Origin of the sequence: Sphingobacterium spiritivorum (assembly GCF_016725325.1) — a bacterium.
Lineage (GTDB): Bacteria > Bacteroidota > Bacteroidia > Sphingobacteriales > Sphingobacteriaceae > Sphingobacterium.
In genome coordinates this window covers 1,827,252-1,851,942 of record NZ_CP068083.1, presented here as the reverse complement: position 1 = coordinate 1,851,942, position 24,691 = coordinate 1,827,252, and the positions used below count along the sequence as shown (strand labels likewise).

The following is a 24,691-nucleotide window of genomic DNA, read 5'->3' as shown; positions in this document are numbered from 1 at the left end:
AGCGAAATATTCCATAGCACAGAATGACTTCTGTGTATGAATATATCTTATTATTTGAAAATGAAATTTAACTAAAGAAAATCAACCTTTTACCAGTCCTTTGATTTTGTAAAAAGACCACTTGATTGCATACCATATCAATCCAAATGTGTTCTCTTTTGTAACATCACTTGCCAGAGATGGTGGCAACAGCTCATATACACTAATACCGAAAAGGTGGGCTATTTTATAGACCTGATCAACTTTTACTTTTGTTTCCCCTCTTTCAATTTTAGAATAAGCTGCCTGGGACATATCTAATTTAAATGCCACAGCTTCCTGAGATACTTTTAAGTTTTCTCTCTTGATACGAATGTATTCTCCAATTTCCATATCCGTTACCAATTAATTCTGCTATAAATATAATAATATAAAAAATTATAACCTACGGTTATAAGAAAAACTTCAATTACAACGCTAAGTTATAACATACAACTCTGGGTTGTGGTAGCTCCTCTGATCTAGATCTAGCTTTGGTTTAAATATTAAATAACCCAAAATGCTATGAACAATTTAGAAAAAAAAACAACAGAAACTCCAGTTGAATTAAAAGAATTAACACTAGAGGAGCAAATCAATATCAATGGTGGATCCAGAAATGATCCTAAACAGGAAGATCTGTGGGATATCATTTCCAAATGGCTTTTCCAATAGGAATATCTATTGAAAAATTGATTTAAATGAATTTATAAATTCAATAAAAGCCGGTGGTCTGACACAAAATGCCAAAACTGATCCTAACAAAAAAGCAAAAATATGCAGCCCCTTATTAACTTTACTTTTAGGAACGAAGCTCAGCAATAGAATCACAATAAGTACCGCTAACCAAAATTGTGCGCTTACTTTTATTGCTTCTATCCAGAAACTACTCATTTTTTGAAGAGGATAGTATAAAAAGCTGAATCCATATAAGCCAAACGTTAATCCGGAAGCACCAACAGCTGTATATGTAAAGTCATCTTTTTTGATATAGGTTTGAAAAAGATTTGGGATGATAACTAAGCATATAATTATCAAAACAGAAAGTAAATATGCTGCTGTCGTCCCATATTCTTGCTTTATCAATCCAAACAGATCGTATAAAAGCGCATAAATCAGTACCACATTGACCAGAAGATGTATCCAGCTTCTGTGAATCAATGCCGAGGTAAATAAGGTATGCCACCTTTTGCCCCGGCATATTTCATACGGGTGCAGGAGCAGTTTATAAAAAAACGGTTTATAGTAAAATCCGATAATGCTGCAGATAATAATAACAGGTACCAAAGTATATGACCATGGTGACTCTGCAGGAGTAGGTAATATATCAAATATTGCCGGCATATGTAGAATGTGTAAACGAATGTATTGTTTTTTTCATAATATAATCACGGTCAATTGAACAAAAATTTTCTTTTCGTATATTGACCTACAAACCTGACACTTATGATTTTTCCCAAAAAGAACATTAAATACCTGCTGTGATTATATTTTTACTTTTCATATTTATGGCGATACCGTTTCTCTACATTCCGGCATCAGTATCTGCAGAAGAAATCCCTCTCCCTGCAAATAAAGATTCCACTGTACACTCTCCGGTAGATAAAGAGTTAATTGCTGATATACGGCTTCAGCAGTACAACGAAAAAATGAAGAGGTATGATACAGTCCTTCTTATTTCTTCTGCAATTATCTGACACAGTCCGCACATAAAGCTTAGACCCATTATCCCATATCTGCTATAGAATCATCCATGAAAAAAAACCGTCTTGTAAAACAACATGATATCAAAGACTGCGGAGCAGCATGTCTGGCATCTGCAGGGGCTCATTTTGGATTGGAACTTCCTTTAGCCAGGATCAGGCAGATCTGTTACACCGATAGTCAGGGGACCAATGTTCTGGGCATGATACAGGGACTACAGACCATGGGTTTCAACGCCAAAGGGGTTAAAGCAACTGTGCAGTCTCTTTCCGGGATACCCCTTCCTGCTATTGCCCATCTTATTCTAAAAAACAAACTGCATCATTATGTCGTCATTTATGAAGTGAGTAAAGACAAGGTCTGTATCATGAACCCTGCTCATGGAAAAATGGAACAATTCAGCATCCAGGAATTTACAGAACTATGGACAGGAGTTCTTATCCTGATGGAACCTAATGAATTTTTCCGGCAAAAGAAGGAGAAAATCAGTAATTATACCCGATTCTGGAATCTGATCAAGCCACATAAGACCATGATCATACCGGCACTGCTGGGCGCACTGTTATACACGATACTTGGTCTTTCCATGTCCATTTATATACAGAAAATAACGGATGAGGTGCTTGTTGACGGAAACCTCCGTTTACTCAATCTGCTCTCCGTAATCATGATTGTAATTCTGGTATTTCAACTTTTTATAGGCTCGATGAAAAGCATTATGGTACTAAAGACCGGACAACGCATAGATCGGTATCTGATTCTGGGATATTATAAACATTTACTGCAGTTGCCTCAGCGTTTTTTTGACACCATGAAAGTCGGTGAAATTATTTCACGGGTGAATGACGCGGTCAAAATAAGAACCTTTATCAACGATGTATCCATTCAGATCATTGTGAACGTATTTATTATCGTCTTTTCGTTTACGCTGATGTTTACTTATTACTGGAAGCTGGCCCTTATTGTCATGTTGGTTATTCCTCTGTATATCTTTATCTACTGGGTTTCCAATAAACTAAATAAGATGGTGGAGCGAAGAATGATGGAAGAAGCAGCCGATCTGGAATCCCATCTGGTTGAATCCTTACATGCTATCAGCACCATCAAACAGTTTGGAGTAGAGAGTTATGCCAATAAGAAGATCGACAACAGTTTCAGGAAGTTGCTCGGCACCATCAACACTTCAGTAATGAATACCCTGTTTTCTACAAATGCTTCAGATTTTTTGTCGAAATTATTTACCATTATACTCTTATGGGCAGGAGCTAGGTATGTAATAGACCGCTCCATTACGGCCGGAGAATTATTATCGTTCTATGCATTGATTGGCTACTTTACCGGTCCTGTATCGCAACTTATCGGCACAAACAAAGCTATACAGAACGCTCTCATTGCAGCAGACAGATTATTCGAAATAATGGATCTGGAGCAGGAAGAATTAACAGGAAAAACAGATTTGTCCCGGGATTCGACAGGTGATATTAAACTGGAAGATGTATCTTTTAGCTATGGATCACGTGCCCGTGTTTTCAAGGATTTTTCCTGCACATTCAAAAAGGGACAGACTACGGCTGTTGTGGGAGAGAGCGGTTCCGGCAAAACAACGCTGGCAGCACTGATCCAGCATATCTATCCGACCAATAGCGGAAAAATATCCATTGGCTCCACCAATATCAGAAACATCAGTAAGCACTCCCTTCGAAACCTTATTTCTGTCGTTCCACAGCAGGTAGACCTCTTTTCGGGAAATGTTATTGAAAATATTGCCCTTGGAGAAGACTCTCCCGACTTTAGTCGTATTCTTGATATTACGACAGCATTAGGTATCCGGCCTTTTATTGAAAAATTACCCGAGGGTTTTGAAACACATCTGGGTGAAAACGGGACCGTATTATCCGGCGGCCAAAAACAACGAATCGCTATAGCAAGAGCCCTCTATAAAGATCCGGAAATCCTTATTTTGGATGAAGCCACATCCTCGCTAGACACCGAGTCAGAACTCCTGATTCAACAAACGCTGGCACAGTTCAAAGCGCAGGGTAAGACGATGATTGTTATCGCCCACCGCCTCAGTACGGTTGCCCATGCAGACAGCATAATGGTGCTCAAAGAGGGCAAATTAATGGAAGAAGGAAGCCACCATCAACTCCTCACAAAAGATAGCATATACCGATCGATGTGGCAAAAACAAAGCTTATCCATCTAAAATTAAAGAACATGTACATGCAAGGTGTTCAAAGTTATTTCAAACGTTGATAAGTTGAGCGTATGCCCGCATCTTTCCTAAATCCTGATCAGTAAAAAAACAATTAAAACAAAAACCAAAATCGTTAGATTTGGAATTGATCAACCAAATAATACTGAGGTATGCTTTCCGATATTTATAGAGAAAAATCGCCATTGTCTGAGCAAGATTGTTTTGTCGTATTTGACCGCAGAAAATCCTCGTTCACATTTCCAGTACATATTCATCCCGAATATGAGATCAATTATGTGGAAGGGGCATCCGGAGCGTTGCGTATTATTGGAGATTCTGTAGAGAATATCGGAGAGAAAGATCTGGTATTAATTGCCAATCCGGAACTCAAACATGCCTGGAAAGACGGAGATTGTACATCCACCAATATTCATGAGATTACCATCCAGTTTCATCCCTCATTAATCGAACAATGTCTGGATAAGAAACAATTTCAGAGCATCCAGCAGTTGTTCTCACGTGCCTCGAAAGGAGTTCATTTTGGTGCCGCCACTATAGAAAAAGTACTCCCGTTACTGCGGATCATAACAATGGAAAAGGATGGATTTTATGCCGTTATGAAGTTGTTTATTCTTCTCTATGAATTGTCAAAAGGAGACGACCTTCGGGAACTCTCCAGTGAAACTACCATAGAAATGACAAAGAATGAGATTTTACTACACAAACTTCAAAACTATGTATCTACTAATATTGCAGAAGTAATCCGGCTTCCTGAGGCTGCAGATGCATTAAACATGAGCAGATCCACTTTTGCCCGTTTTATCAAATGCAATACAGCAATGAATTTTACAGATTACCTGCTGGATTTCAGAATAAATATGGCTATGCGAAAACTTAAGGATGCGACCCCTATATCCGAGGTGGTCAGCCTTTGTGGTTTTAACAGTATTTCGTATTTCTACAGGGTCTTTAAAAAAGCAAAAGGCATTACGCCTGCCGAGTTTAGAGACAACAGTAAAAATCAACAGTTGATTATTTAAATGGTTTCAGAAGTTCACTATATTTTTCCATTCCTTTCTCTGATCTTCCCTTAAGAGTGAATAGTTCAATAAAATTGAGCTAATTGTACAACTGCAAACAGACAAAATAACACTTAAAAACCTATTTAACAGATAATTAAGATAAATTCAGATTTTTTGAGTACAATAAAAATCAGCAGGTATAGAAACTAATTTTCCTGACAGAGAAGATCTTCCTTCTCCTCTTTTAGCATATCCGCCCCAAATAAAGATTAAAAAGTTCAATCCGATTGAAGCAAGAGTTCAATTTACGGAATATGTTTTCCTGTAGTTTAGCTCCGGACAAATTCCAAAAACAATCCGGATACACTAATGCATATACATCAGACATCAGTGAATCCAACGCTCGTTCAGGAAGATACAACCATCAACCCAGAAAATTATAAACCGTATGAGAAGAATTATTTTAATACTCCTGCTTGGAGTCTGTAGTCTATATGCTTGGGCGCAACAGGCTATCACTGTCAAAGGAACAGTCAGAGACAAGGAAAACAAACCGGTAATCGGAGCTACAGTCGCCGTAAAGGGTAGTTCTGAAGGAACCAAAACAGATATTGACGGGAATTTTACGATCAGTATCGCTCAGGGTAAAATACTCCAGTTTTCATATGTAGGAATGCAAAAATCTGAGCATACAATTTCAGATGCATCTTTTCTACAGATTACATTAGATGACGACAATCAGCTGGATGAAGTCGTTGTGGTCGGATACGGAACCGTCAAAAGACGTGACCTGACAGGTGCTGTCGCTTCCGTTACAGGCAAAGATCTGCAGGCTGATGTTGCAAAAAGTGCCAGTGGAGCTTTGCAGGGCAGAATTGCCGGAGTAACGGTATCGAATACAGGAGGCCAGCCCGGTTCAGGCATGAGTATCAATGTCCGGGGACTTAGTTCCTTAGGGGCAAATACCCCGTTGTATGTCATTGATGGTGTATACGGAGATATCAATATGGTAGACCCGGCAGATATTGCTTCTCTGGAGGTCCTCAAAGATGCATCCGCAGCAGCCATCTATGGTTCAAGAGCCGCAAATGGCGTGGTACTCATTACCACCAAAAGCGGTAAAAAGGAGATGGCCCCTACCATCAATGTAAATTTCTATTCAGGAGTACAGCAGATTACCAAAAAACTGGGCGTGCTGGATGCGCAACAGTGGAAAAGTATAATGAAACAATCAGGCTATCTCCCGCAGGAAGCGGTAGACTATCAGGGTGCGGGAACCAATTGGCAGAATGAAGTATACAGAACTGCTCCTGTAACCAAAGCTAATGTTGGTATTACGGGCGGGTCCCAACAGGCCACGTATAGCTTATCTGCCGGATATATGAATCAGGAAGGGATTCTGATCAATTCAGGTTATGATGCGTTCAATATCCGGTCTAAAAACACCTTTTCTTTTTTCAATGACAATTTCAGATTAGGCAATACCTTATTATTGAAAACATCTAATAAAGATATCAACAGATTAACGATTACAGATGCTCTCCGTCAGAATCCTCTGATGCCTGTATATGATGCAGACCAGCTGGGCGGATATGCAGGTATTTCTCCGTGGATGAAAAACATGGACAATCCCGTAGGCGCTTCCCGTCTGTTTGATAACGAAGTACATAGCACAGAAATACTATTCAATGCCTATGCAGAAGTCGATCTGTGGCTGAAAGGACTGAAATATAAACTCAACTTCGGTTATAACAAAGACAATGGACGCAACTATGCCTATAATGCTCCTTATGATTTCGGATCCGGAGCAGTACAATCTAAACTAAATGAATCGGCATTTTTTGAAAACCAATGGTTGCTGGAGCATACTCTACACTACGACAATACTTTTGAAAAGCATACTATATCCGCACTATTGGGATATTCTTCTCAGAAAAATTCGAATCGCGGATTTGGTGCCGGCCGTAGTGATATCCCATTCGGAACAAATTCTATAGGTGCAGGCTCCACAACGCAACAGACAACATCTGGTCAGCTACAGGAATATGCGTTGCTTTCCCAGTTTGCACGTGCAATGTATAGTTATGATTCCCGCTATATGTTGACAGCTTCTGTACGAAGAGACGGCTCCTCCAGATTTGCAGATGGCCACAGGTACGGCGTATTCCCGTCGGTATCCGTCGGTTGGAATATCATGAACGAAAGCTTCTTTGCTCAGGCTAAAAACAAAATCAGTGAATTAAAACTTCGGGCCAGCTACGGGATTCTTGGCAATCAGGAAATCGGAAATTATGCGACACAAAATATCAGTTCCAGCGGAATCAATTACATTCAGGGAGGAACCTGGTGGATGGGTAGCAACACCGGGGTTACATGGGTTTCTCCAAAAAACCTGACATGGGAAGAAACCAAAACGAGTAATGTGGGATTGGATGTAAGCATTCTGAATGGCAAGTTTGGCTTAAATGCAGATTATTATGTCCAGGAGACGAATGATGTGTTGCTCAGCATCGCTATGCCAAGTTCTGCGGGAATGAACGGAAGCCCTACCATGAATGCAGGAGTAATCCAGAATAAAGGTTTTGAACTCCTGTTAAATCATAAAAATAACGTTGGTGAAGTTCATTATAACATTGCTGTAAATGCATCAACAGTAAAAAACAAAGTCAAGGCTGTAACGGTTGGCTCTACTCAGGAATTTGGGGGTTATAATCCTCAGGGAGAAGGCACAATCACCTGGGCAAAGGTGGGTGATCCTATCGGGGCTTTCTATCTGATTAAAACCAATGGACTGTTTCAATCTGAAGAAGAAGTAAAGGCACATACCGCTCAGAATGGTCAGCTTATTCAGCCGGATGCAAAACCGGGAGATATCCGTTTTGTAGATTTCAACGGAGACGGCAAAATCACGGATGATGACCGGCAATATGCAGGAAGTCCGTTTCCGGATTTCAACTATGGGATCAGAGGAAACGTTTCCTTTAAAGGAATTGATCTGGGCATATTTTTCGACGGTATGGCGGGAAATAAAATATACAACTATACCCGGGCACGTATGGAGTCCATGAATGAATTTACCAACTTCGGTTCTAATGTAGAAAATGCATGGACAGAACAGAACAGAGATACGGATGTCCCTCGTTTTACACAGGAGGATAAAAATAAAAACAGCCGGAGAGTCAGTGACCGTTGGTTAGAAAGCGGTTCTTTCTTCAGACTCAAAACACTGGAAATCGGATATACTTTCAATACACAGTGGGTAAGCAAAGCAAAGTTCAAAAATCTCCGTCTCTTCGCTGCAGCAGACAATCTTTTCACATCGACCAAATACAAAGGATATACACCTGACCTTGGACAAAATGACGATCAGAACGGAGGTGGCTCAAGCACAATGTCCAGAGGTACAGACCATGGACGATTCCCATTGGCCAGAACAATTATGATGGGGCTGCAAGCGAATTTCTAACATTTAAAAAGTAAAACATGAAAACCACTATATTAAAAAATATATCATTTGCTGCGATAGTCACACTATCTCTATCCAGCTGTAAATCAGACTTTTTAGATCTGGTCAATCCAAACCAGGCTGTGGAAGAAACATTCTGGACTTCTGAAGCCAATGCTCAGGCTGCTTTAGCAACTGTTTATTCGCCAATACGGGGACAGATGTACGGATATTTTGGCGGATATACAGGATGGCATACCATGAACAGGGCCGATGATGTCTGGTTCATCCTGGGTGAAGAAATTCTAAACTGGGAACCGGCGACCTATACCAATACAGCAAATACCGCAGAGAGCGATTTTGGAAGATTATACAATTGTATCAACAGAGCAAACGTCGTCCTCAAAAATATCCGGAATGTTCCCATGAGTGAAAATAAGATAAACGAGCTGTATGCAGAAGCCAGCTTCCTGAGAGGCTATGCTTATTTTCTACTCGCCAGCAACTTTGGGGATGTTCCGATACGCTTGCTCCCTGCAGGTGAGAGTTCTGATGAGATTATGAAAAAATCTTCTCCGGAGGAAGAAGTCTGGAAACAGGTTACAGAAGATTTCAAGACCGCAAAAGAATATCTGCCTGTCACAAGACCGGCTGCAGAAGCAGGACGTGTGACGAAAGGCGCTGCCATTGCTTACCTGGGAAAGGCTTATCTTTTTATGAAGCGTTATCCGGAAGCGGAAACGGAGCTGGCCACCATTATGAAAGCTCCGTATAGCTACGATCTGGTTGAAAACTTTGAAGACAATTTTACCGAATATAAGGAACTGAACAAAGAATCCATATTTGAACTTATCTATGACGGTAGTTTCGGCAGTGGTTCCTGGGGATCTGAAGAATCTACCAGTACGCAGGGTTTTGTGATTGCCAATTTTGTAGGCCCGCAGGGAACCGGAGGATGGTTTAAGTGGATGCCAACAGCCTCCATTGTTAAAAGCTTCACAGCAGAAGAGCGTCCTGCAGGATCAAGCTCCCGATTTGACAAACGGATGTATACCAGCCTTTTCTGGAAGCATTCGGACTTTGAGTCGACTGTTCCGGATGGTGCATGGTTTGGAAATATGTCATTTGACAAAATATGGGAAGCTTCTGCAACCAAACGCCTTCGCGGAGAACCCGATTTTCCAACTATAAATGCTGTAAAAGGGCGGTTCTTAATTAAAAAGTTTACCAACTTTTATAAAAATGAAGCCGATGCAAACAGCATGTACAATCAACAAAATCAAAATAATAACCTTCGTGTAATGCGCTTTGCTGAGGTGCTGCTGTTACACGCTGAAGCCTGTATCAAAACGGGTAAACTGGGCGATGCTGCAGCGGATCTTACACGTATCCGAAGCCGTGCCGGACTGGCATCAAAAACCTGGGCTAATGCTGATGAATTATGGAATGAAATGATCCATCAGAACGAACTGGAATTCTTCTTCGAAGGTCACCGTTTTTTTGATCTGAAACGGTGGTATCCTTACGAACAGATGAAACAGATCCTCGTTACCAACAAAAAACAAGGTGCAGAGAATTTTCAGGCCAGGCATTATTATCTGCCAATACCACAGGGAGAGATGAATACAAATACTGCGATCCAGCAACATCCGCTTTGGAGATAAGAACTACTAATGCAATTCATAAAACCAGACAGGGGACAGCAAAATGTTCCCTGTCTTTTATCACAAAACATTATGCCTGGACAATTTTTAAGGAGGGGATTCCATACACTGGTATTGTTCCTTATCCTTTTGCTTTACGTACGTTGTAAGGATGACAAGGTCGAAGCAACAAGTGCCGACCTTCCCTTTCGTGCAGCTCTTCAAGCCATGATTGATAAAGGAGTTCTTCTCCAAAAATATACAAAGGGTGCTGAATATTATGTTTTTCATTTTGAGACAGGAGAGATCAGTGTGCCTGTATCTAATGTCAGAGATATCAAAGAAAGTCCTGAACTATGGTCTACACAAATCACATTTACGGATCACCAGTCCATCGCTATCCCCTCAAAAGGAGATAAACTTGACTTCATTGTGAAGGATATCGTTTTAGATCCTTCAGGATATAATCCGCTCGCGGCTATGGTAGATGTACTATTACCGGCAGCAGGCAGGATCAAAGTCATCGTGAAAGGTAAATCCGGAGAACAAGGCACAATTACACACTTACTGCAGGCACAAACTCCAAGACAGCAAATACCGGTATTCGGACTGTATGCCAATTTTAATAATAAAGTAGAACTTGTATTCACGGACAAAGATGGTCTTGAACGTGGCCGTACTTCTATATCGATCCAAACAAAACCTCTTGATATAAGTTCTTTCCCCGCTTTTGAAATCATCACTGCTCAAAGAGTCCGAATGGAACCCGGATTGAATCTGGTAAGTTATCCGGGAGAGAGCGAACTGGATACTTCCTGTCCCTATATGTTGGATGCCGATGGAGAGATCCGATGGATATTGTTGCTCAAAAAGTCTCCGGATCTGCAGTCTTTAGGTGCCTCTATTGGTCTGAAGAGACTTAAAAACGGGAATTTTCTGTCAGGAGATATGTATCAAAACCGAATTGTTGAATTGGATATGTTCGGAAAACTTGTCCGGCAGTGGGATCTCAAGAAATTAGGATACACTTTCCATCATGAAGTATCAGAGGCCAAAAACGGCAACTTTCTTGTCACAGTAACAAAATCAAGTGCGCGTCTGAATAATGGTAAACCTAGAATAAACGATCATATTATTGAACTTAATCCTAGCTCAGGAAATCTGGTAAATGAATGGGATCTTGTCAGTATGCTGGACAGTTCGCGCTATGACAAAGGGGATGAAAATACTCCTCCACCATTCGCACAGACCCCAACCAACTGGGCACATAACAACTCTATTACGGAGCGGGGTAATGATCTTCTGGCAACCTTACGTTATCAGGGGATTACCAGCTTTAATCCATCTCATAAACTGAAATGGATTATTTCACCACACAAAGGATGGGGAGCAAACTATCAGTCTTATCTCTTACAGCCTGTTGATAAGCAGGGACAGCCGATTACAGATTCCCGGATCATCTCCGGAGAAGTCGCTCATCCTGATTTTGACTGGCCATGGGGGCCCCATACCCCTGTAGTAATGCCAAACGGCAATATCCTTGTTTTTGATAATGGCTACAACCGCCATTTTAAACCCAATGATCTAAGTTCCGATGAAAGCTACAGCCGTGTAGTAGAATATGCGGTCGATGAAGGCAAAAAAACTGTACAACAGGTGTGGGCATATGGACAAAACAGAGGAAGAAGAACTTTTTCACAGGCTCTTTCAGGAGTACAATACCTATCCCAAACCGGAAATATATTATTCTGTCCCGGCATGGGAACGGTAACCAACAAAGGCTACGGAGGCCATATTATTGAAATCGATGGTAAAACCAAGGAAGTCATTTATGAACTGGAGATCAGCTCCCCTAGCTACACCGCTTTTCACAGGGTAACACGCCTTCCCATGTATCCGGACAACCTATAACCTATTGATCAAACATGAGCCAGCAGAACAACATGAGGGGACACTTTTTTAACCAGCGAAAAACATTACTTTTTGACAGACACGAGGAGTTACTGACGAGAACCAACATGCCTCAATCGGATTTCAATGGGATTATAAATCGCTATAAATATCCGGTTATCAGCAAACATCATATTCCGTTAAACTGGAGATATGACCTTAATCCCGAAACAAACCCACATTTTTTAGAACGAATCCCGGTCAATTCTACATTAAATGCCGGAGCAATCAAATGGAAGGGCAGCTATCTTCTCCTTGTTCGTGTAGAAGGGGTCGACAGAAAATCCTTCTTTGCTATAGCCGAAAGTCCCAATGGGATTGATAATTTTCGATTCTGGGAGCGTCCTTTATCTTTTCCTGATAATGATGAACAGGAGACAAATGTTTATGATATACGCCTGACAGCCCATGAAGACGGGTGGATTTATGGCGTTTTTTGTAGTGAAAGGCATGATCCGAAAGCTTCTCCGGGAGATTTGTCATCTGCTATCGCTTCAGCAGGCATTATCCGGACAAAAGATTTTACACATTGGGAAAGACTTTCCAATATCAAGTCTGACAGCCAGCAACGTAATGTCGTCTTACATCCTGAATTCGTAAATGGCAAATATGCCCTGTATACACGCCCTCAGGATGATTTTATTCTGGCCAGAAACGGAGGCGGAATTGGTTGGGCACTCACAGATGATATCCGCCACGCCGTAATTCAAAACGAGATAATCATTAATAAGCGTCATTATCATACCATCAAAGAGGTTAAAAACGGAGAAGGACCTTCTCCGCTTAAGACTGCTGAAGGCTGGCTGCACCTGGCACATGGTGTACGACATACCGCAGCCGGGCTACGATATGTACTCTATCTGTACCTGACTGATCTGATCAATCCGGATATACTGATCGCCGAGCCGGCAGGCTATTTCATGGCTCCGGAACAGGGTGAGCGGATTGGTGACGTATCTAATGTGCTGTTTTCCAATGGCTGGATTGCCGATGAAAACGGAACCGTTTATATTTATTACGCATCCAGTGATACCCGCATGCATGTAGCCGTTTCTTCGATAGACCAATTACTGGATTATTGTCTTCACACGCCGCAAGACGGTTTAAGAACCATAGAATCTTTAAAAAAAATTAACGAACTCATTGACAGAAACAATATATACAACCAACAGCATCAATAAAAAGATGAGTATATTCATGTGTTATTTACGCTCCATCCGCTAACAAGGATGGGATAGAACAACGACATTATCTATTTGATATATTAACCTTTAGAGACGGGTCAACTTTCAGAAAAATTTCTGAAGACTAACCGGTGACTACTATATTACACTTGTAAAGAAAGAGAAAAAATGTACCTTTAGCCGCTCCTTAAACAATTATATTCCGGTTGATACATACAAAAGGATAGCAGATTTCCAATGAAACTCCAGTTTATAGACATTCTTATTATTGTTGTATACCTCATTACAATGATTGTCATCGGCTTATTGCTGAAAAAGAAAGCATCTAAAAATCTTGACTCTTATTTTCTGGGCGGCAAATCTCTTCCCTTCTATTTACTGGGTCTCTCCGATGCTTCCGGAATGTTTGATATTTCAGGCACCATGTGGATGGTTTACCTTGCATTTGTGTATGGATTCAAGAGTCTTTGGATTCCGTGGCTGTGGCCTGTATTTAATCAGGTTTTCCTTATGATCTATCTCTCCGTATGGTTGCGGCGCTCCAATGTACTTACAGGAGCAGAATGGATACGTACACGGTTTGGTTATGGACGGGGGGCCAATCTCTCTCATACTATCGTGATCCTCTATGCCCTGATGGGTGTACTGGGGTTCTTAAGTTATGGATTTATCGGGATCGGCAAGTTTATGGAAGTATTCTTTCCCTGGGAATTTGTCTCCCAATATATTCCGCTTCATCTTGAAACAGCGTCCGTCGCACAGGTTTACGGAATTTTTTTCACCGGTATTGCAACTTTCTATGTGATGCTAGGCGGTATGCACAGTATTGTCTGGGCCGATGTTGTACAGTTCAGTATTATGACCGTATCCGGAATGGTGATCGCTGTTATCGCGATGAATAAAGTAAGCCCTGAAATGCTGGCAGCTCACACTCCTGCAGGCTGGGGTTCTCCGTCTTTTGGCTGGACACTGGACCTCGACTGGAGTAATCTCATCCCCTCCATTATGGACAAAATCAATGAAGATCAGTATAGTCTGTTTACCATATTTGTGATGATGATGCTTTTCAAAGGAATTTTTATGAGTATGGCAGGTCCGGCAGCCAATTATGATATGCAAAAGATATTAGCCTGCAAAAGCCCCAAAGAAGCAGCACTCATGAGCGGTTCTGTATCTGTCATTCTGTTGATACCAAGATACCTTATGATTATGGGATTCACAGTTCTTGCTCTTGTCTTTTTCAGTGAAGACTTTAACAATATGGGAAATAGTATAGATTTTGAAACTATTTTACCCAGAGCAATTAATGAATTTGCACACGTAGGGCTGGTGGGTCTTTTACTGGCCGGACTTTTATCTGCTTTTATGTCTACATTCGCCTCTACGGTCAACGCAGCACAGGCCTATCTGGTCAATGATGTATTCCTGAAATGTATACACAAAAAAGCTTCAGCAGTGACACAGATCAGAGTGAGCTATATCGTATCTGCTCTTGTCGTGATTATCAGTACCATTATTGGTATGTATGTCAGCAACATCAATTCCGTATTGCAATGGATCGTATCCGCATTATATGGCGGATATATTGCCGCCAATGTACTGAAGTGGCATTGGTGGCGCTTCAATGGGAACGGTTTCTTCTGGGGAATGCTTTCAGGTATTATCGCATCCATGATTGCACCGCTGTTTTTTCCGGATATACTTCCTCTTTATTATTTCCCTGCACTCCTGTTGGTATCCGTTACCGGATGTATAGCGGGCACATTGCTCTCCAAACCTACAGAAGAAAAAGTATTGATAGATTTTTATATCAAAGTACGTCCCTGGGGATTCTGGAAGCCCATCATCCAGAAAGCAACGGCACAATATCCGGATCTTAAGGAAAACACAAACTTCAAGCGTGATATGTTCAATATTGTTATCGGCATTATCTGGCAATGCAGCCTGACCCTCATACCCATGTATATTGTAATCAAGCAAGGCTTTCCGTTATTCACCAGTATACTGATCTTAGGAATTACCTCACTTATCCTCAAGAAAAACTGGTACGATAAGATGAATATCGAGGAGAAAGAATACAATGAATTTATGAAGAAAAACTTCAGAAGTATTGATCAGAAATTCTAATGTACTTCGTTTTCGCGCAGTAAGCGTAGAAAATTACCTCCCATTATTTTGCCTACATCTTCTTTGGAATACCCCTGTTCCAGAAGTGCTTTAGTCAATAAGGGGAATGTACTTACATCTTCCAGCTCACGCGGAGGAGATTCGATTCCATCATAATCGGATCCTATGGCCACGTGGTCGACACCGACTTTCTTAACCAGATAATTAATATGTTCCAGCAATTTGGACATCGGAGCATTAGCCTCATGCTGTAATTTCTTTGGCAGTTTTTCATATTGGCGGGTAGGGGATAATTTATAGTTCCCTTTATCTCCAAAATGCTTGCGGTAAAGCTTCTTGACCCGTTCTGTATACGTCGGATCTAAAAATCCCGAATAAAAATTTACACCGATGACTCCGCCATTTTTCTTTAAGGCTTCCAGTTGTTCGTCTTTCAGATTACGATAATGTGGCATTAAAGCATAGGCATTACTATGAGATACCAGAATCGGTTTGGTAGATGTGGCGATAACATCATAAAAAGTCTTTTCACCTCCATGAGAAAGATCCACCATCATCCCCAGTTCATTCATCCTTCGGATAATATCCTTTCCATGCGCTGTCAGTCCCTTACCTTTATCAGAGCTTGTTTTGACCTCAATAGCTGCTGCTGTAACCCATGGAAGATTATAATTCCATGTCAATGTAAGATAACGGACTCCCCTGTCATATAGCTTTTCCAGATTCGCAATTTTGCTTTCAATCATGTTGCCACCTTCTACACCTATCACCGCAGCAATCTTTCCTTTATTCAGTATGGCATCTATATCTTTGGAGCTTTTGGCCAGTTCGATCTGCTGCGAATTTTTCGAAATCATTTTCTCCAGCGCATCAATCTGGTCGTTTGCATGATTAAATGCACCCTTTTTCCATTTCTTATCATCCGACCATACAGCAAAGACCTGCACATCCACCCCGCCTTCTTTAAGCCTGGGGAGATCTGTATGGCCTGTATTCAGCCGCTTACCAATATCCTTGCCCTTGAAAATAGATTCATAGATCACATCATTATGGCCATCCACGACAATCAGATCCTTATGAATCTGTTTGTAATCCTGGGCAAATACAGAAGAGAAAGCACTCATAAGTGTAATTCCTACAGTTAACTGTTTGACTATTTTAATCATAAGAGTATCTTTTATTCCATGTATATAATTTGATTTTCAATGGTAATACAGAATATCCAAACTATATTCATTGGTGTTTGTGCAGCCTGTACGACATGATATTTCATTAGAATACGGCTTTTCAACGATTGACAGACCCTACTTTTATTTCTTTACTTCATCGAGCGTCTCATATATGGCATCCTGAATCCGGCTGCGGATATTCAGGTCCAGCAATTTAGATGAAACCTGCGGGTGAACTCTGTTGGATAAGAAAATATAGATAAGCTGATTAGACGGATCTATCCAGATACATGTACCGGTGTATCCGGTATGTCCATATACGGAGCTATTTGCACCTTTAGAAGGATATTCATTTTTTGGATTCGGATCCCAACGGTCAAATCCAAGTCCTCGTCTGCTCGTTGCGGATTGTTTGCTGGTAAACAGATCCACTGTTTCTCCTTTAAAATAGCGGTTTCCACCATACTCTCCTCTGTTTAAAAGTAACTGACCATATATGGCCAGGTCATTTGCGGTAGCAAAAAGCCCGGCATGTCCTGCCACTCCACCGGCCATTGCAGCTCCCTGATCATGAACATAACCTTGTAAAAGGACTTTACGAAAAGAAGTGTCATGCTCTGTAGGAATAATATTTTCTTTTGCAAAACGGTCTCTTGGAAGATATCCTGCAGTCTTCATACCCAACGGCTTATAAAAGTTCTTCTGTACATAATCCTGCATAGGTACGCCCGTCTGATGCTCTGCAACTTCTTTCATGACATACATACTGATATCACTGTATACATAATTGCCGACCGGCTTGACCGGAGAATTTAGCATTTCAGGCCACATCACATCTCTGTAGTAATTGTTCAGCAGATAACAGCTATCTGCAACTTTCACCTGATGACTTGCCGAAAAACGACGTTCCAGATCTCCGGGTTTCAGGTTTCTGTAAAATGGAATAAAGGGAGTAAATCCTGCTTCATGCAACATTACACTTCTTAAGGAGATGTTCTTTTTATTGGTTGCCTGTGCCTGATACAGGTAGTCTCCTATGGTACTATCCAGATTGATCACATGTTGTTCTGTAAGACGCATAATAACAGGGGTTGTACCTGCAATTTTGCTCACGGAAGCAAGATCAAAAATATTACCTATAGTCGTAGGCGTCTTTTTGTCATAAGTGTGATATCCGTAGCCTTTTTCAAAAATGACCTGTCCATCCTTAATAATCATCACTACAGCACCAGGAGTCGCTTGTTTGCTGATGGCTTCTGCAGCAATCTCATCTATTTTTTTTGTGAGCTTATTTAGATTAAGAGAGCTGTTCTGCCCCTCTGTATACTGAAGTCTGGTTTGATTCGTATTGAAACCGGCTCCCTTTTGAAAATAAAAACTATAAGTCTTATCCAGTTTTGCGGTACTGGAGATCCCGCCAAAAATTGTCATAGCCGCGTTTTTCTGCGTCTGACTATCTGTATTTGTATTAAACAGAATTGGTATTGTAAGGCTGTTCAATTTCGTCAATCCGCTTCCGTTACCGAAAACAGCAAGGATGATCTTTTTATTATTTTTACGGGCCTGCACCAGCTGGTAGACGAATTGATCCGTGATATCCGCATCTTGTAATGGAACAATAACCGTATTCGCATACTTAATACTCTCATCCAGTTTTTCCAGCCCCTTTGTTTCAAATTCGGTGTAACGTCCGGCCTGAGCAATAAAATCCGCAAATTTATCTGAAGAAGGGCTGGCAATAACAATTTTATAGTCATCCAGCTTTTTAAGAGGAATCATTCCCTCCTGATTAAGGAGCAACACACTCTCATTTTTGACAGCAGATTTATACTGTCCGTACAGAGGAAGTGTTCCCAAAAAACTACAAACAGTTGCTGCGATTACCCATTTATGGATTTTCATACGTCTTTAATTTAGGGTTTACGATGATAAAAGTAACGAATAAATTCTTTTTTGCTGTAAATTTAAACTCCAAAAATGCACAAACATGCATACAATTTGTCTTTTTTATTCCAATCCAGTAAAAATATTACATACAATCTGCTAAAATCGTTACTTTTTTATCAAAGAAAGATTGTCTAAGTTTGTTTAATGCCAGAGGTTATCGACAATAAAACCATTTTCTCCTTACTGGAAGTAACGAAAAGTATTCAAAAGACTATTGCGGATCGTTACAAGAGTATGTATTGGATTAAAGCGGAGATGAATAAGCTGAATCATTACACGCATTCCGGACATTGTTATCCTGAACTGGTTGAAAAAAAAGATGGTAAAATTGTCGCAGAAATTCGTTCTATCCTCTGGAAGGCGGACTACAACCGGATCAACATAAATTTTATGAAGACGGTACGTGAGCCGCTTCGCGAAGGTATCACGATGCTTTTTCAGGCCAGCATCTCCTACGATCCTATGTATGGATTGAGTCTTAAAATTGTAGATATAGATCCGACTTTCGCACTGGGGGAACTGGAAAAAGAAAAATTGGAGAGCATACAACGTCTTAAAGAAGAGGGAATCTACGATCTGAACAAGTCTCTCCCTTTCCCTGTAATTCCCAAGCGTATAGCTATTATATCTGTAGAAACAAGTAAAGGATTATCCGATTTTTACAAGATCATTCAACAGAATCCCTGGGGATACCGATTCGAATGCACCCTGTATCCTGCCCTGTTACAAGGGGATAAATCTATTCCTTCCATTATTCAACAGCTTAGTATAGTGGCAGAACATCAGGATAAATATGATGTAGTTGCCATAATCCGGGGAGGTGGTGGAGAAGTCGGACTATCCAGCTATAACAATTATCTGCTGGCAAGAGCTATAGCTATATTTCCACTGCCGGTTCTTACGGGTATAGGACATTCAACGAACCTTACAGTAAGTGAAATGGTGGCTTATAAAAATGCTATTACCCCCAGTGAATTAGCTGATTTTCTTCTGCAGAGATTTCATAATTTTGCTATCCCGCTGGACCGCGCCTCCGAAACAATCCACCATTACAGCAGCCTGATATTTGAACAGCAAGCTCAGAAACTGAATGTGTTTGCTTCAGATATCAGATGGACTACGCAACATATGGTCCAGATGGCTAAAAATAATATCCATATTCTGGAAAAGGATCTTAAAACCGGATTTCAGCAACACATAAAGGAGCAACTCTCTTTTCTAGAAAATACAGAAAAGCTGCTGCAGTTAGCTGATCCGGTACATCTGCTGCAACGCGGATTTTCAATAACAAAAATAAACGGGCAATTACTGACTTCAACGGTACAGGTCAAACCGGGAGACAGCATCAGCACACGCGTGCAGGATGGAGAAGTTTCCAGTACAGTACATGCCATTAATACCCAACAATATGGAGACTAACTACAGCTATACAGATGCATTCAACGAACTGCAACAAATTGTCAATGATATCTCTTCAGGAAGCACGAATATTGATGAACTGTCCGAAAAGATCAAACGGGCAGCTCTCCTTATCAAAGTCTGTCGCACCAAACTGATTTCTACAGAAGAAGAAGTAAACCAGCTCCTGGCGAATCTTGCCCCTGCTGAGGCACATGTTAGCCCGGAAGAAGAGTAACAGACGTGCTTATAACCGAAGTGTAAAGATATTGTTGTTTAATTAGTTTCCGTCGATCAGGGTATCATAAGATATTTTAATTCCTTAAATTTGCCATGCTGCTTTCGAAAATTCACTGAAAAACAGCGTGATAAGTCACTATTGCATGCAAGATTCTGAAAAAAACAGCCCTAAAACTCATATACTTATAAAAGGAGCACGAGTCAATAACCTCAAAAACATTGATGTCAGTCTTCCGAAAAACAAACTTGTAGTTATTACCGGAATGTCCGGTTCGGGAAAGTCTTCTTTAGCTTTTGACACCCTCTATGCAGAGGGACAACGCCGTTATGTAGAAAGCCTTTCTTCCTATGCCCGTCAGTTTATGGGCAGGATGAATAAACCTGAAGTAGATTATATAAAAGGTATAGCGCCGGCTATTGCTATTGAACAGCGTGTCATTACCAGCAATCCCAGATCTACCGTAGGGACATCTACAGAAATCTATGATTATCTTAAACTCCTTTTTGCCCGTATAGGCAAGACTTTCTCTCCTGTTTCAGGAAAGGAAGTAACTAAAGATACGGTATCAAGCGTTGTAGATTTTATTTCGAAAGCACAGGATGAGGCTACAGTTACCATATTTGCTCCCTTAATCCCGCTGAACAACAGAAAACTAAAGGAGGAGCTCTCTTTACTCTTACAAAAAGGCTTTGTCCGCGTGTGGTATCAGGACAAGATGCAAAAGATAGAGCAGCTTATAGATGATAAAAATGTGGCGAACAAATCCTTCAAAGATGATGAGGTACAAATTGTTATTGATCGCATCCGGTTAGATCAGGAGGAAGAAACCATCAGTCGTCTGGCAGATTCTGTGCAAACTGCTTTTTTCGAAGGAAAAGGAGTCTGTACTGTTGATATAGATGGTGCTAAGCATTTTTTCTCTGATAGATTTGAGCTGGATGGTATTACATTTGAAGAACCCACTCCCAATTTTTTCAGTTTCAATAATCCATATGGAGCCTGTCGCCGTTGCGAAGGTTACGGAAAAATCATAGGTATAGATCCGGATCTGGTGATTCCTGATAAGAGTCGTTCGGTATATGATGGTGCTATCGCACCATGGCGCGGTGAAAAGATGGGAGAATGGTTGCAGGTACTTATCAAATCTGCACTCAAATTCGATTTCCCGATACACCGTGCATATGGGGATCTGACACCTGAGCAGCAAGAATTGCTGTGGACAGGAAACTCTTATTTCCGCGGACTGAATGAGTTCTTTCAGGAACTGGAAGAGCAAACTTACAAAATCCAGTATCGTGTCATGCTATCCCGCTATCGCGGTAAAACAGATTGTCCGGATTGTAAAGGGTCTCGTCTGCGTAAAGATGCAACCTATGTCAAAGTCGCTGATCGTTCGATTACCGACATTGTACTGTTACCATTAGATCAGGCGCTCACTTTTTTCCGGGAGATAAAACTGACAAAAAATGAAGAGATTGTCGCAAAACGGTTATTGGCAGAGATCAATAACAGACTGCAGTTCCTGTGCGATGTAGGACTGAGTTATCTGACTCTTAACCGCTTATCCAATTCTTTATCCGGCGGAGAATCTCAGCGCATCAATCTGGCTACGTCACTTGGAAGCTCATTAGTGGGATCCATCTACGTTCTGGATGAACCTTCCATTGGATTACATCCCCGTGATACGCAACGCCTTATCGGGGTGCTGAAATCACTACGCGACATTGGAAATACGGTGATCGTAGTGGAGCATGAACAGGAAATGATGGAAGCTGCGGACTACCTTATTGATATCGGCCCTGAAGCCGGTATTAACGGGGGAGAATTAGTATTTGCAGGAACCTACTCTCAGATCCTGAAGGATAAAAAAAGTCTGACAGGCCAGTATCTGAGCGGAACAGAGCAAATTGATATTCCAGCAAAAAGAAGAAAATGGCATGATAGCATCAAAATTAAAGGTGCTCGTGAAAATAACCTCAAAGGCATAGATGTTGCCTTCCCTCTCAATGTATTTACCGTTGTTTCGGGGGTGTCTGGTTCGGGAAAAACCTCTTTAGTGAAAAGAATCTTGTTTCCTGCTCTCCAAAAAGCGATAGGTAATTATTCCGGAGAGCAAACAGGTATCTTCGACGCTATTGAAGGTGATATTAACAGTATAGAGCAAGTGGAAATGGTCGATCAGAATCCGATAGGCCGGTCCTCACGATCTAATCCGGTGACGTATGTAAAAGCCTGGGATGAAATTCGTGCCCTGTACGCCAATCTTCCGGTTGCAAAAGCGGGAGGCTTAAAACCTGCTGCATTTTCATTTAACGTAGAAGGCGGACGCTGTGATGTCTGTCAGGGCGAGGGAGAAGTAAAAATCGAAATGCAATTTATGGCGGATATTGTGTTGCCATGTGAAGCATGCGGAGGCAAACGATTCAAACCACATGTCCTGGATGTACTGTTTAAGGACAAAAATGTATCTGACATATTAAGCCTGAGCGTAGATGAAGCCCTTGAATTTTTCAAGGATCAGGCTAAAATCATTTCCAAACTACAACCCCTGCAGGATGTAGGTCTGGGCTATGTAAAACTGGGGCAGTCTTCCAGTACCTTGTCCGGAGGAGAAGCACAGCGAATCAAACTTGCCTCCTTCCTGATCAAAGGGAACAACAGTAAAAAGACTCTTTTTATTTTTGACGAACCGACTACAGGTCTGCATTTCCATGATATCAAAAAATTACTGAAATCTTTCGATGCTTTGATCGCTTTAGGAAACAGTATCCTGGTGATCGAGCACAATATGGAGATGATCAAATCTGCGGACTGGGTTATCGACATCGGTCCTGAAGGAGGAAATAAAGGCGGACAGTTGGTTTTTGAAGGAACTCCGGATGAACTCGCCAAATGCAAGGAATCTTACACAGGACAATACCTAAAGAATCATTTAAACAACAATTAATATTACTATGAAGCTAAAAAAAGTACTAATATTAGCCACTGTCGGAATACTGGGATTGACTGCCCAGGCACAAAATCAACCTGAACGCCCAAAACTGGTGGTCGGGTTAATGGTAGACCAGATGCGCTGGGATTATCTTTACCGCTTTGCTGACCGCTACGGTAAAGGAGGTTTCAAAAGACTGTTAGATGACGGCTTTACCTGCCAGAATACATACATTAATTATATCCCTACTTATACTGCTATCGGGCACAGTTCGGTCTACACCGGAAGTGTACCGTCCATTCACGGTATTGCAGGAAACGACTGGATCATGGAACAGACCGGAGAATCTATGTACTGTACACAAGATACAAGTGTTACAGGTGTAGGAACTACTGAAAAAGAAGGAAAACAGTCTCCACGCAATCTGTTAACATCTACGGTGACAGATCAATTGCGCCTGGCTTCTAATTTCAAATCAAAAGTAATCGGTATTGCTCTCAAAGACAGAGGAGGAATTTTGCCTGCCGGTCATTTTGCAAATGCAGCTTATTGGTTTGAAAGCAAGTCAGGTAACTGGATCAGCAGTAATTTCTATATGGATCAACTGCCAAAATGGGTACAGGATTTTAACAACAAGAAACTGGCCGATAAATACCTGAAACAAGACTGGAATACACTTTATGATATTTCGACCTATACTTCCAGTATTGCTGATGACAATGTATACGAAGGAAAATGGGCAGGCGAGGATAAACCAACATTTCCTCACCTTACTTCCAAGCTGATGAAGGATGAAGGTTATGAGCTGATCAAAACAACTCCATATGGTAACCAGTTGACTCTGGATCTGGCAAAAGCAGCTATTGAGAATGAAAAAATGGGAAATAATCCGACAAAAAACACGGATTTCCTTTGTGTAAGCCTTTCATCCACGGATTATGTAGGTCACCGCTATTCTTTATCTGCTATTGAAATTGAAGATACTTACCTGCGTCTGGATCAACAGCTGGAAGAGTTTTTCAATTATCTGGATAAAACAGTAGGACAGGGTAACTATACTTTATTCCTGACTGCAGATCATGGTGCATCCTATAACTCCCGCTATTTTATGGATATGAAAGGAAATGGAGGTTATTTCTTTTCCCGTCAGGTAATGAAAGATCTGGATGAAGCATTGAATGCAAAATTCGGAGTTACCAAGCTGGTTAAAAGTCTGATGAACTATCAGGTTCACCTGAATTACCCGCTAATCGAAAAATCCAATCTGGATGTCGATAAAGTAAAAGAAGAGATTATCAAAGTATTGAAAAAAGAAGAAGGAGTAGCCTATGTGGTAGATGTGGAAAAAGGAGACAATATGGCGATTCCACAACCTATTCGTGAGCGTATCATCAACGGGTACAACATGAAAAGAAGCGGAGTTATCCAGATTGTACTGGAACCGCAATGGTATGACGGATCTCCGCGCTCTACAGGAACCACGCACGGCACATGGACACCTTATGATTCCCATATTCCGTTGATATTTATGGGATGGGGCATCAAACCGGGTGTTTCAAACAGAGTGGTTAATATGACAGATATTGCGCCGACTATTTCTTCTTTACTGCATATTACTGAACCGAACGGCAATATTGGTAAGCCGATACTGGAGGTATTAGGTCAATAAAACCATCATATGAAAATCGCAATTAATTTGCTTATTTTTGTGGAT

The 24,691-nt window shown here is 41.1% G+C and carries 17 protein-coding genes; 13 read left to right on the top strand and 4 right to left on the bottom strand.

The genetic code is table 11. From position 1 onward, the window contains the following. Window positions 1-81: 81 nt before the first annotated feature. Window positions 82-372 carry a helix-turn-helix domain-containing protein gene (locus I6J02_RS07585; RefSeq protein ID WP_002998253.1) on the bottom strand — a complete coding sequence of 97 codons (291 nt, stop codon included), beginning with the start codon at window positions 370-372 and terminating at the stop codon, window positions 82-84. Between the two features lie 171 nt (window positions 373-543). On the opposite strand from I6J02_RS07585, the gene I6J02_RS07580 reads away from it, so the two are divergent. Then, the gene (locus tag I6J02_RS07580) at window positions 544-693 is read left to right on the top strand and encodes a molybdenum ABC transporter substrate-binding protein (protein ID WP_201681133.1); all 150 of its coding nucleotides are present in this window, start codon (window positions 544-546) and stop codon (window positions 691-693) included. A gap of 6 nt (window positions 694-699) precedes the next feature. Here I6J02_RS07580 and I6J02_RS07575 read toward each other — a convergent pair whose 3' ends face one another. Further along, a complete protein-coding gene (locus tag I6J02_RS07575; RefSeq protein WP_201681132.1) occupies window positions 700-1,362 on the bottom strand; it encodes a rhomboid family intramembrane serine protease in 663 nt (220 codons plus the stop codon). A gap of 164 nt (window positions 1,363-1,526) precedes the next feature. On the opposite strand from I6J02_RS07575, the gene I6J02_RS07570 reads away from it, so the two are divergent. From I6J02_RS07570 to I6J02_RS07535, 8 genes are all read left to right on the top strand, one after another. Further along, a complete protein-coding gene (locus tag I6J02_RS07570; RefSeq protein WP_201681131.1) occupies window positions 1,527-1,715 on the top strand; it encodes a hypothetical protein in 189 nt (62 codons plus the stop codon). A gap of 56 nt (window positions 1,716-1,771) precedes the next feature. After that, window positions 1,772-3,928 carry a peptidase domain-containing ABC transporter gene (locus I6J02_RS07565; protein WP_201681130.1) on the top strand — a complete coding sequence of 719 codons (2,157 nt, stop codon included), beginning with the start codon at window positions 1,772-1,774 and terminating at the stop codon, window positions 3,926-3,928. 161 nt (window positions 3,929-4,089) lie between these two features. Then, the gene (locus tag I6J02_RS07560) at window positions 4,090-4,959 is read left to right on the top strand and encodes an AraC family transcriptional regulator (RefSeq protein ID WP_201681129.1); all 870 of its coding nucleotides are present in this window, start codon (window positions 4,090-4,092) and stop codon (window positions 4,957-4,959) included. 430 nt (window positions 4,960-5,389) lie between these two features. Further along, window positions 5,390-8,407 (top strand): SusC/RagA family TonB-linked outer membrane protein, encoded by a 3,018-nt coding sequence (locus I6J02_RS07555; protein WP_201681128.1) that lies wholly within the window; start codon window positions 5,390-5,392, stop codon window positions 8,405-8,407. A 17-nt stretch (window positions 8,408-8,424) separates the two neighbouring features. Beyond that, window positions 8,425-10,050, top strand: coding sequence for a RagB/SusD family nutrient uptake outer membrane protein (locus I6J02_RS07550; protein WP_201681127.1), 1,626 nt, complete (start codon window positions 8,425-8,427; stop codon window positions 10,048-10,050). Window positions 10,051-10,122: 72 nt separating this feature from the next. Next, a complete protein-coding gene (locus I6J02_RS07545) occupies window positions 10,123-11,940 on the top strand; it encodes an aryl-sulfate sulfotransferase (protein WP_201681126.1) in 1,818 nt (605 codons plus the stop codon). 14 nt (window positions 11,941-11,954) lie between these two features. Further along, a complete protein-coding gene (locus tag I6J02_RS07540) occupies window positions 11,955-13,160 on the top strand; it encodes a glycosidase (RefSeq protein WP_317191828.1) in 1,206 nt (401 codons plus the stop codon). A 240-nt stretch (window positions 13,161-13,400) separates the two neighbouring features. Next, window positions 13,401-15,290, top strand: a complete 1,890-nt coding sequence (locus I6J02_RS07535; protein ID WP_201681125.1) for a sodium:solute symporter family protein — start codon at window positions 13,401-13,403, stop codon at window positions 15,288-15,290. Here I6J02_RS07535 and I6J02_RS07530 read toward each other — a convergent pair. Together I6J02_RS07530 and I6J02_RS07525 are read right to left on the bottom strand one after the other, a co-directional pair. Next, on the bottom strand, window positions 15,287-16,456 hold the full coding sequence (locus tag I6J02_RS07530) for a dipeptidase (RefSeq protein WP_201681124.1): 1,170 nt from the start codon (window positions 16,454-16,456) through the stop codon (window positions 15,287-15,289). The genes I6J02_RS07535 and I6J02_RS07530 overlap by 4 nt on opposite strands. Before the next feature lie 144 nt (window positions 16,457-16,600). Beyond that, entirely contained in the window at window positions 16,601-18,361 is a 1,761-nt protein-coding gene (locus I6J02_RS07525; RefSeq protein ID WP_201681123.1) for a serine hydrolase domain-containing protein, read from the bottom strand. A gap of 189 nt (window positions 18,362-18,550) precedes the next feature. Here I6J02_RS07525 and xseA point away from each other — a divergent pair, with 189 nt between their 5' ends. From xseA to pafA, 4 genes are all read left to right on the top strand, one after another. After that, window positions 18,551-19,825 (top strand): exodeoxyribonuclease VII large subunit, encoded by a 1,275-nt coding sequence (gene xseA / locus I6J02_RS07520; protein ID WP_201681122.1) that lies wholly within the window; start codon window positions 18,551-18,553, stop codon window positions 19,823-19,825. After that, window positions 19,815-20,042, top strand: coding sequence for an exodeoxyribonuclease VII small subunit (xseB, locus tag I6J02_RS07515; protein ID WP_201681121.1), 228 nt, complete (start codon window positions 19,815-19,817; stop codon window positions 20,040-20,042). The genes xseA and xseB overlap by 11 nt, the downstream gene beginning before the upstream one ends. A gap of 145 nt (window positions 20,043-20,187) precedes the next feature. Continuing rightward, window positions 20,188-22,992 (top strand): excinuclease ABC subunit UvrA, encoded by a 2,805-nt coding sequence (gene uvrA / locus I6J02_RS07510; RefSeq protein ID WP_201681120.1) that lies wholly within the window; start codon window positions 20,188-20,190, stop codon window positions 22,990-22,992. A gap of 7 nt (window positions 22,993-22,999) precedes the next feature. After that, window positions 23,000-24,646: an alkaline phosphatase PafA gene (pafA, locus tag I6J02_RS07505; RefSeq protein ID WP_201681119.1), complete on the top strand. Its 1,647-nt coding sequence runs from the start codon at window positions 23,000-23,002 to the stop codon at window positions 24,644-24,646. Window positions 24,647-24,691: the final 45 nt, after the last annotated feature.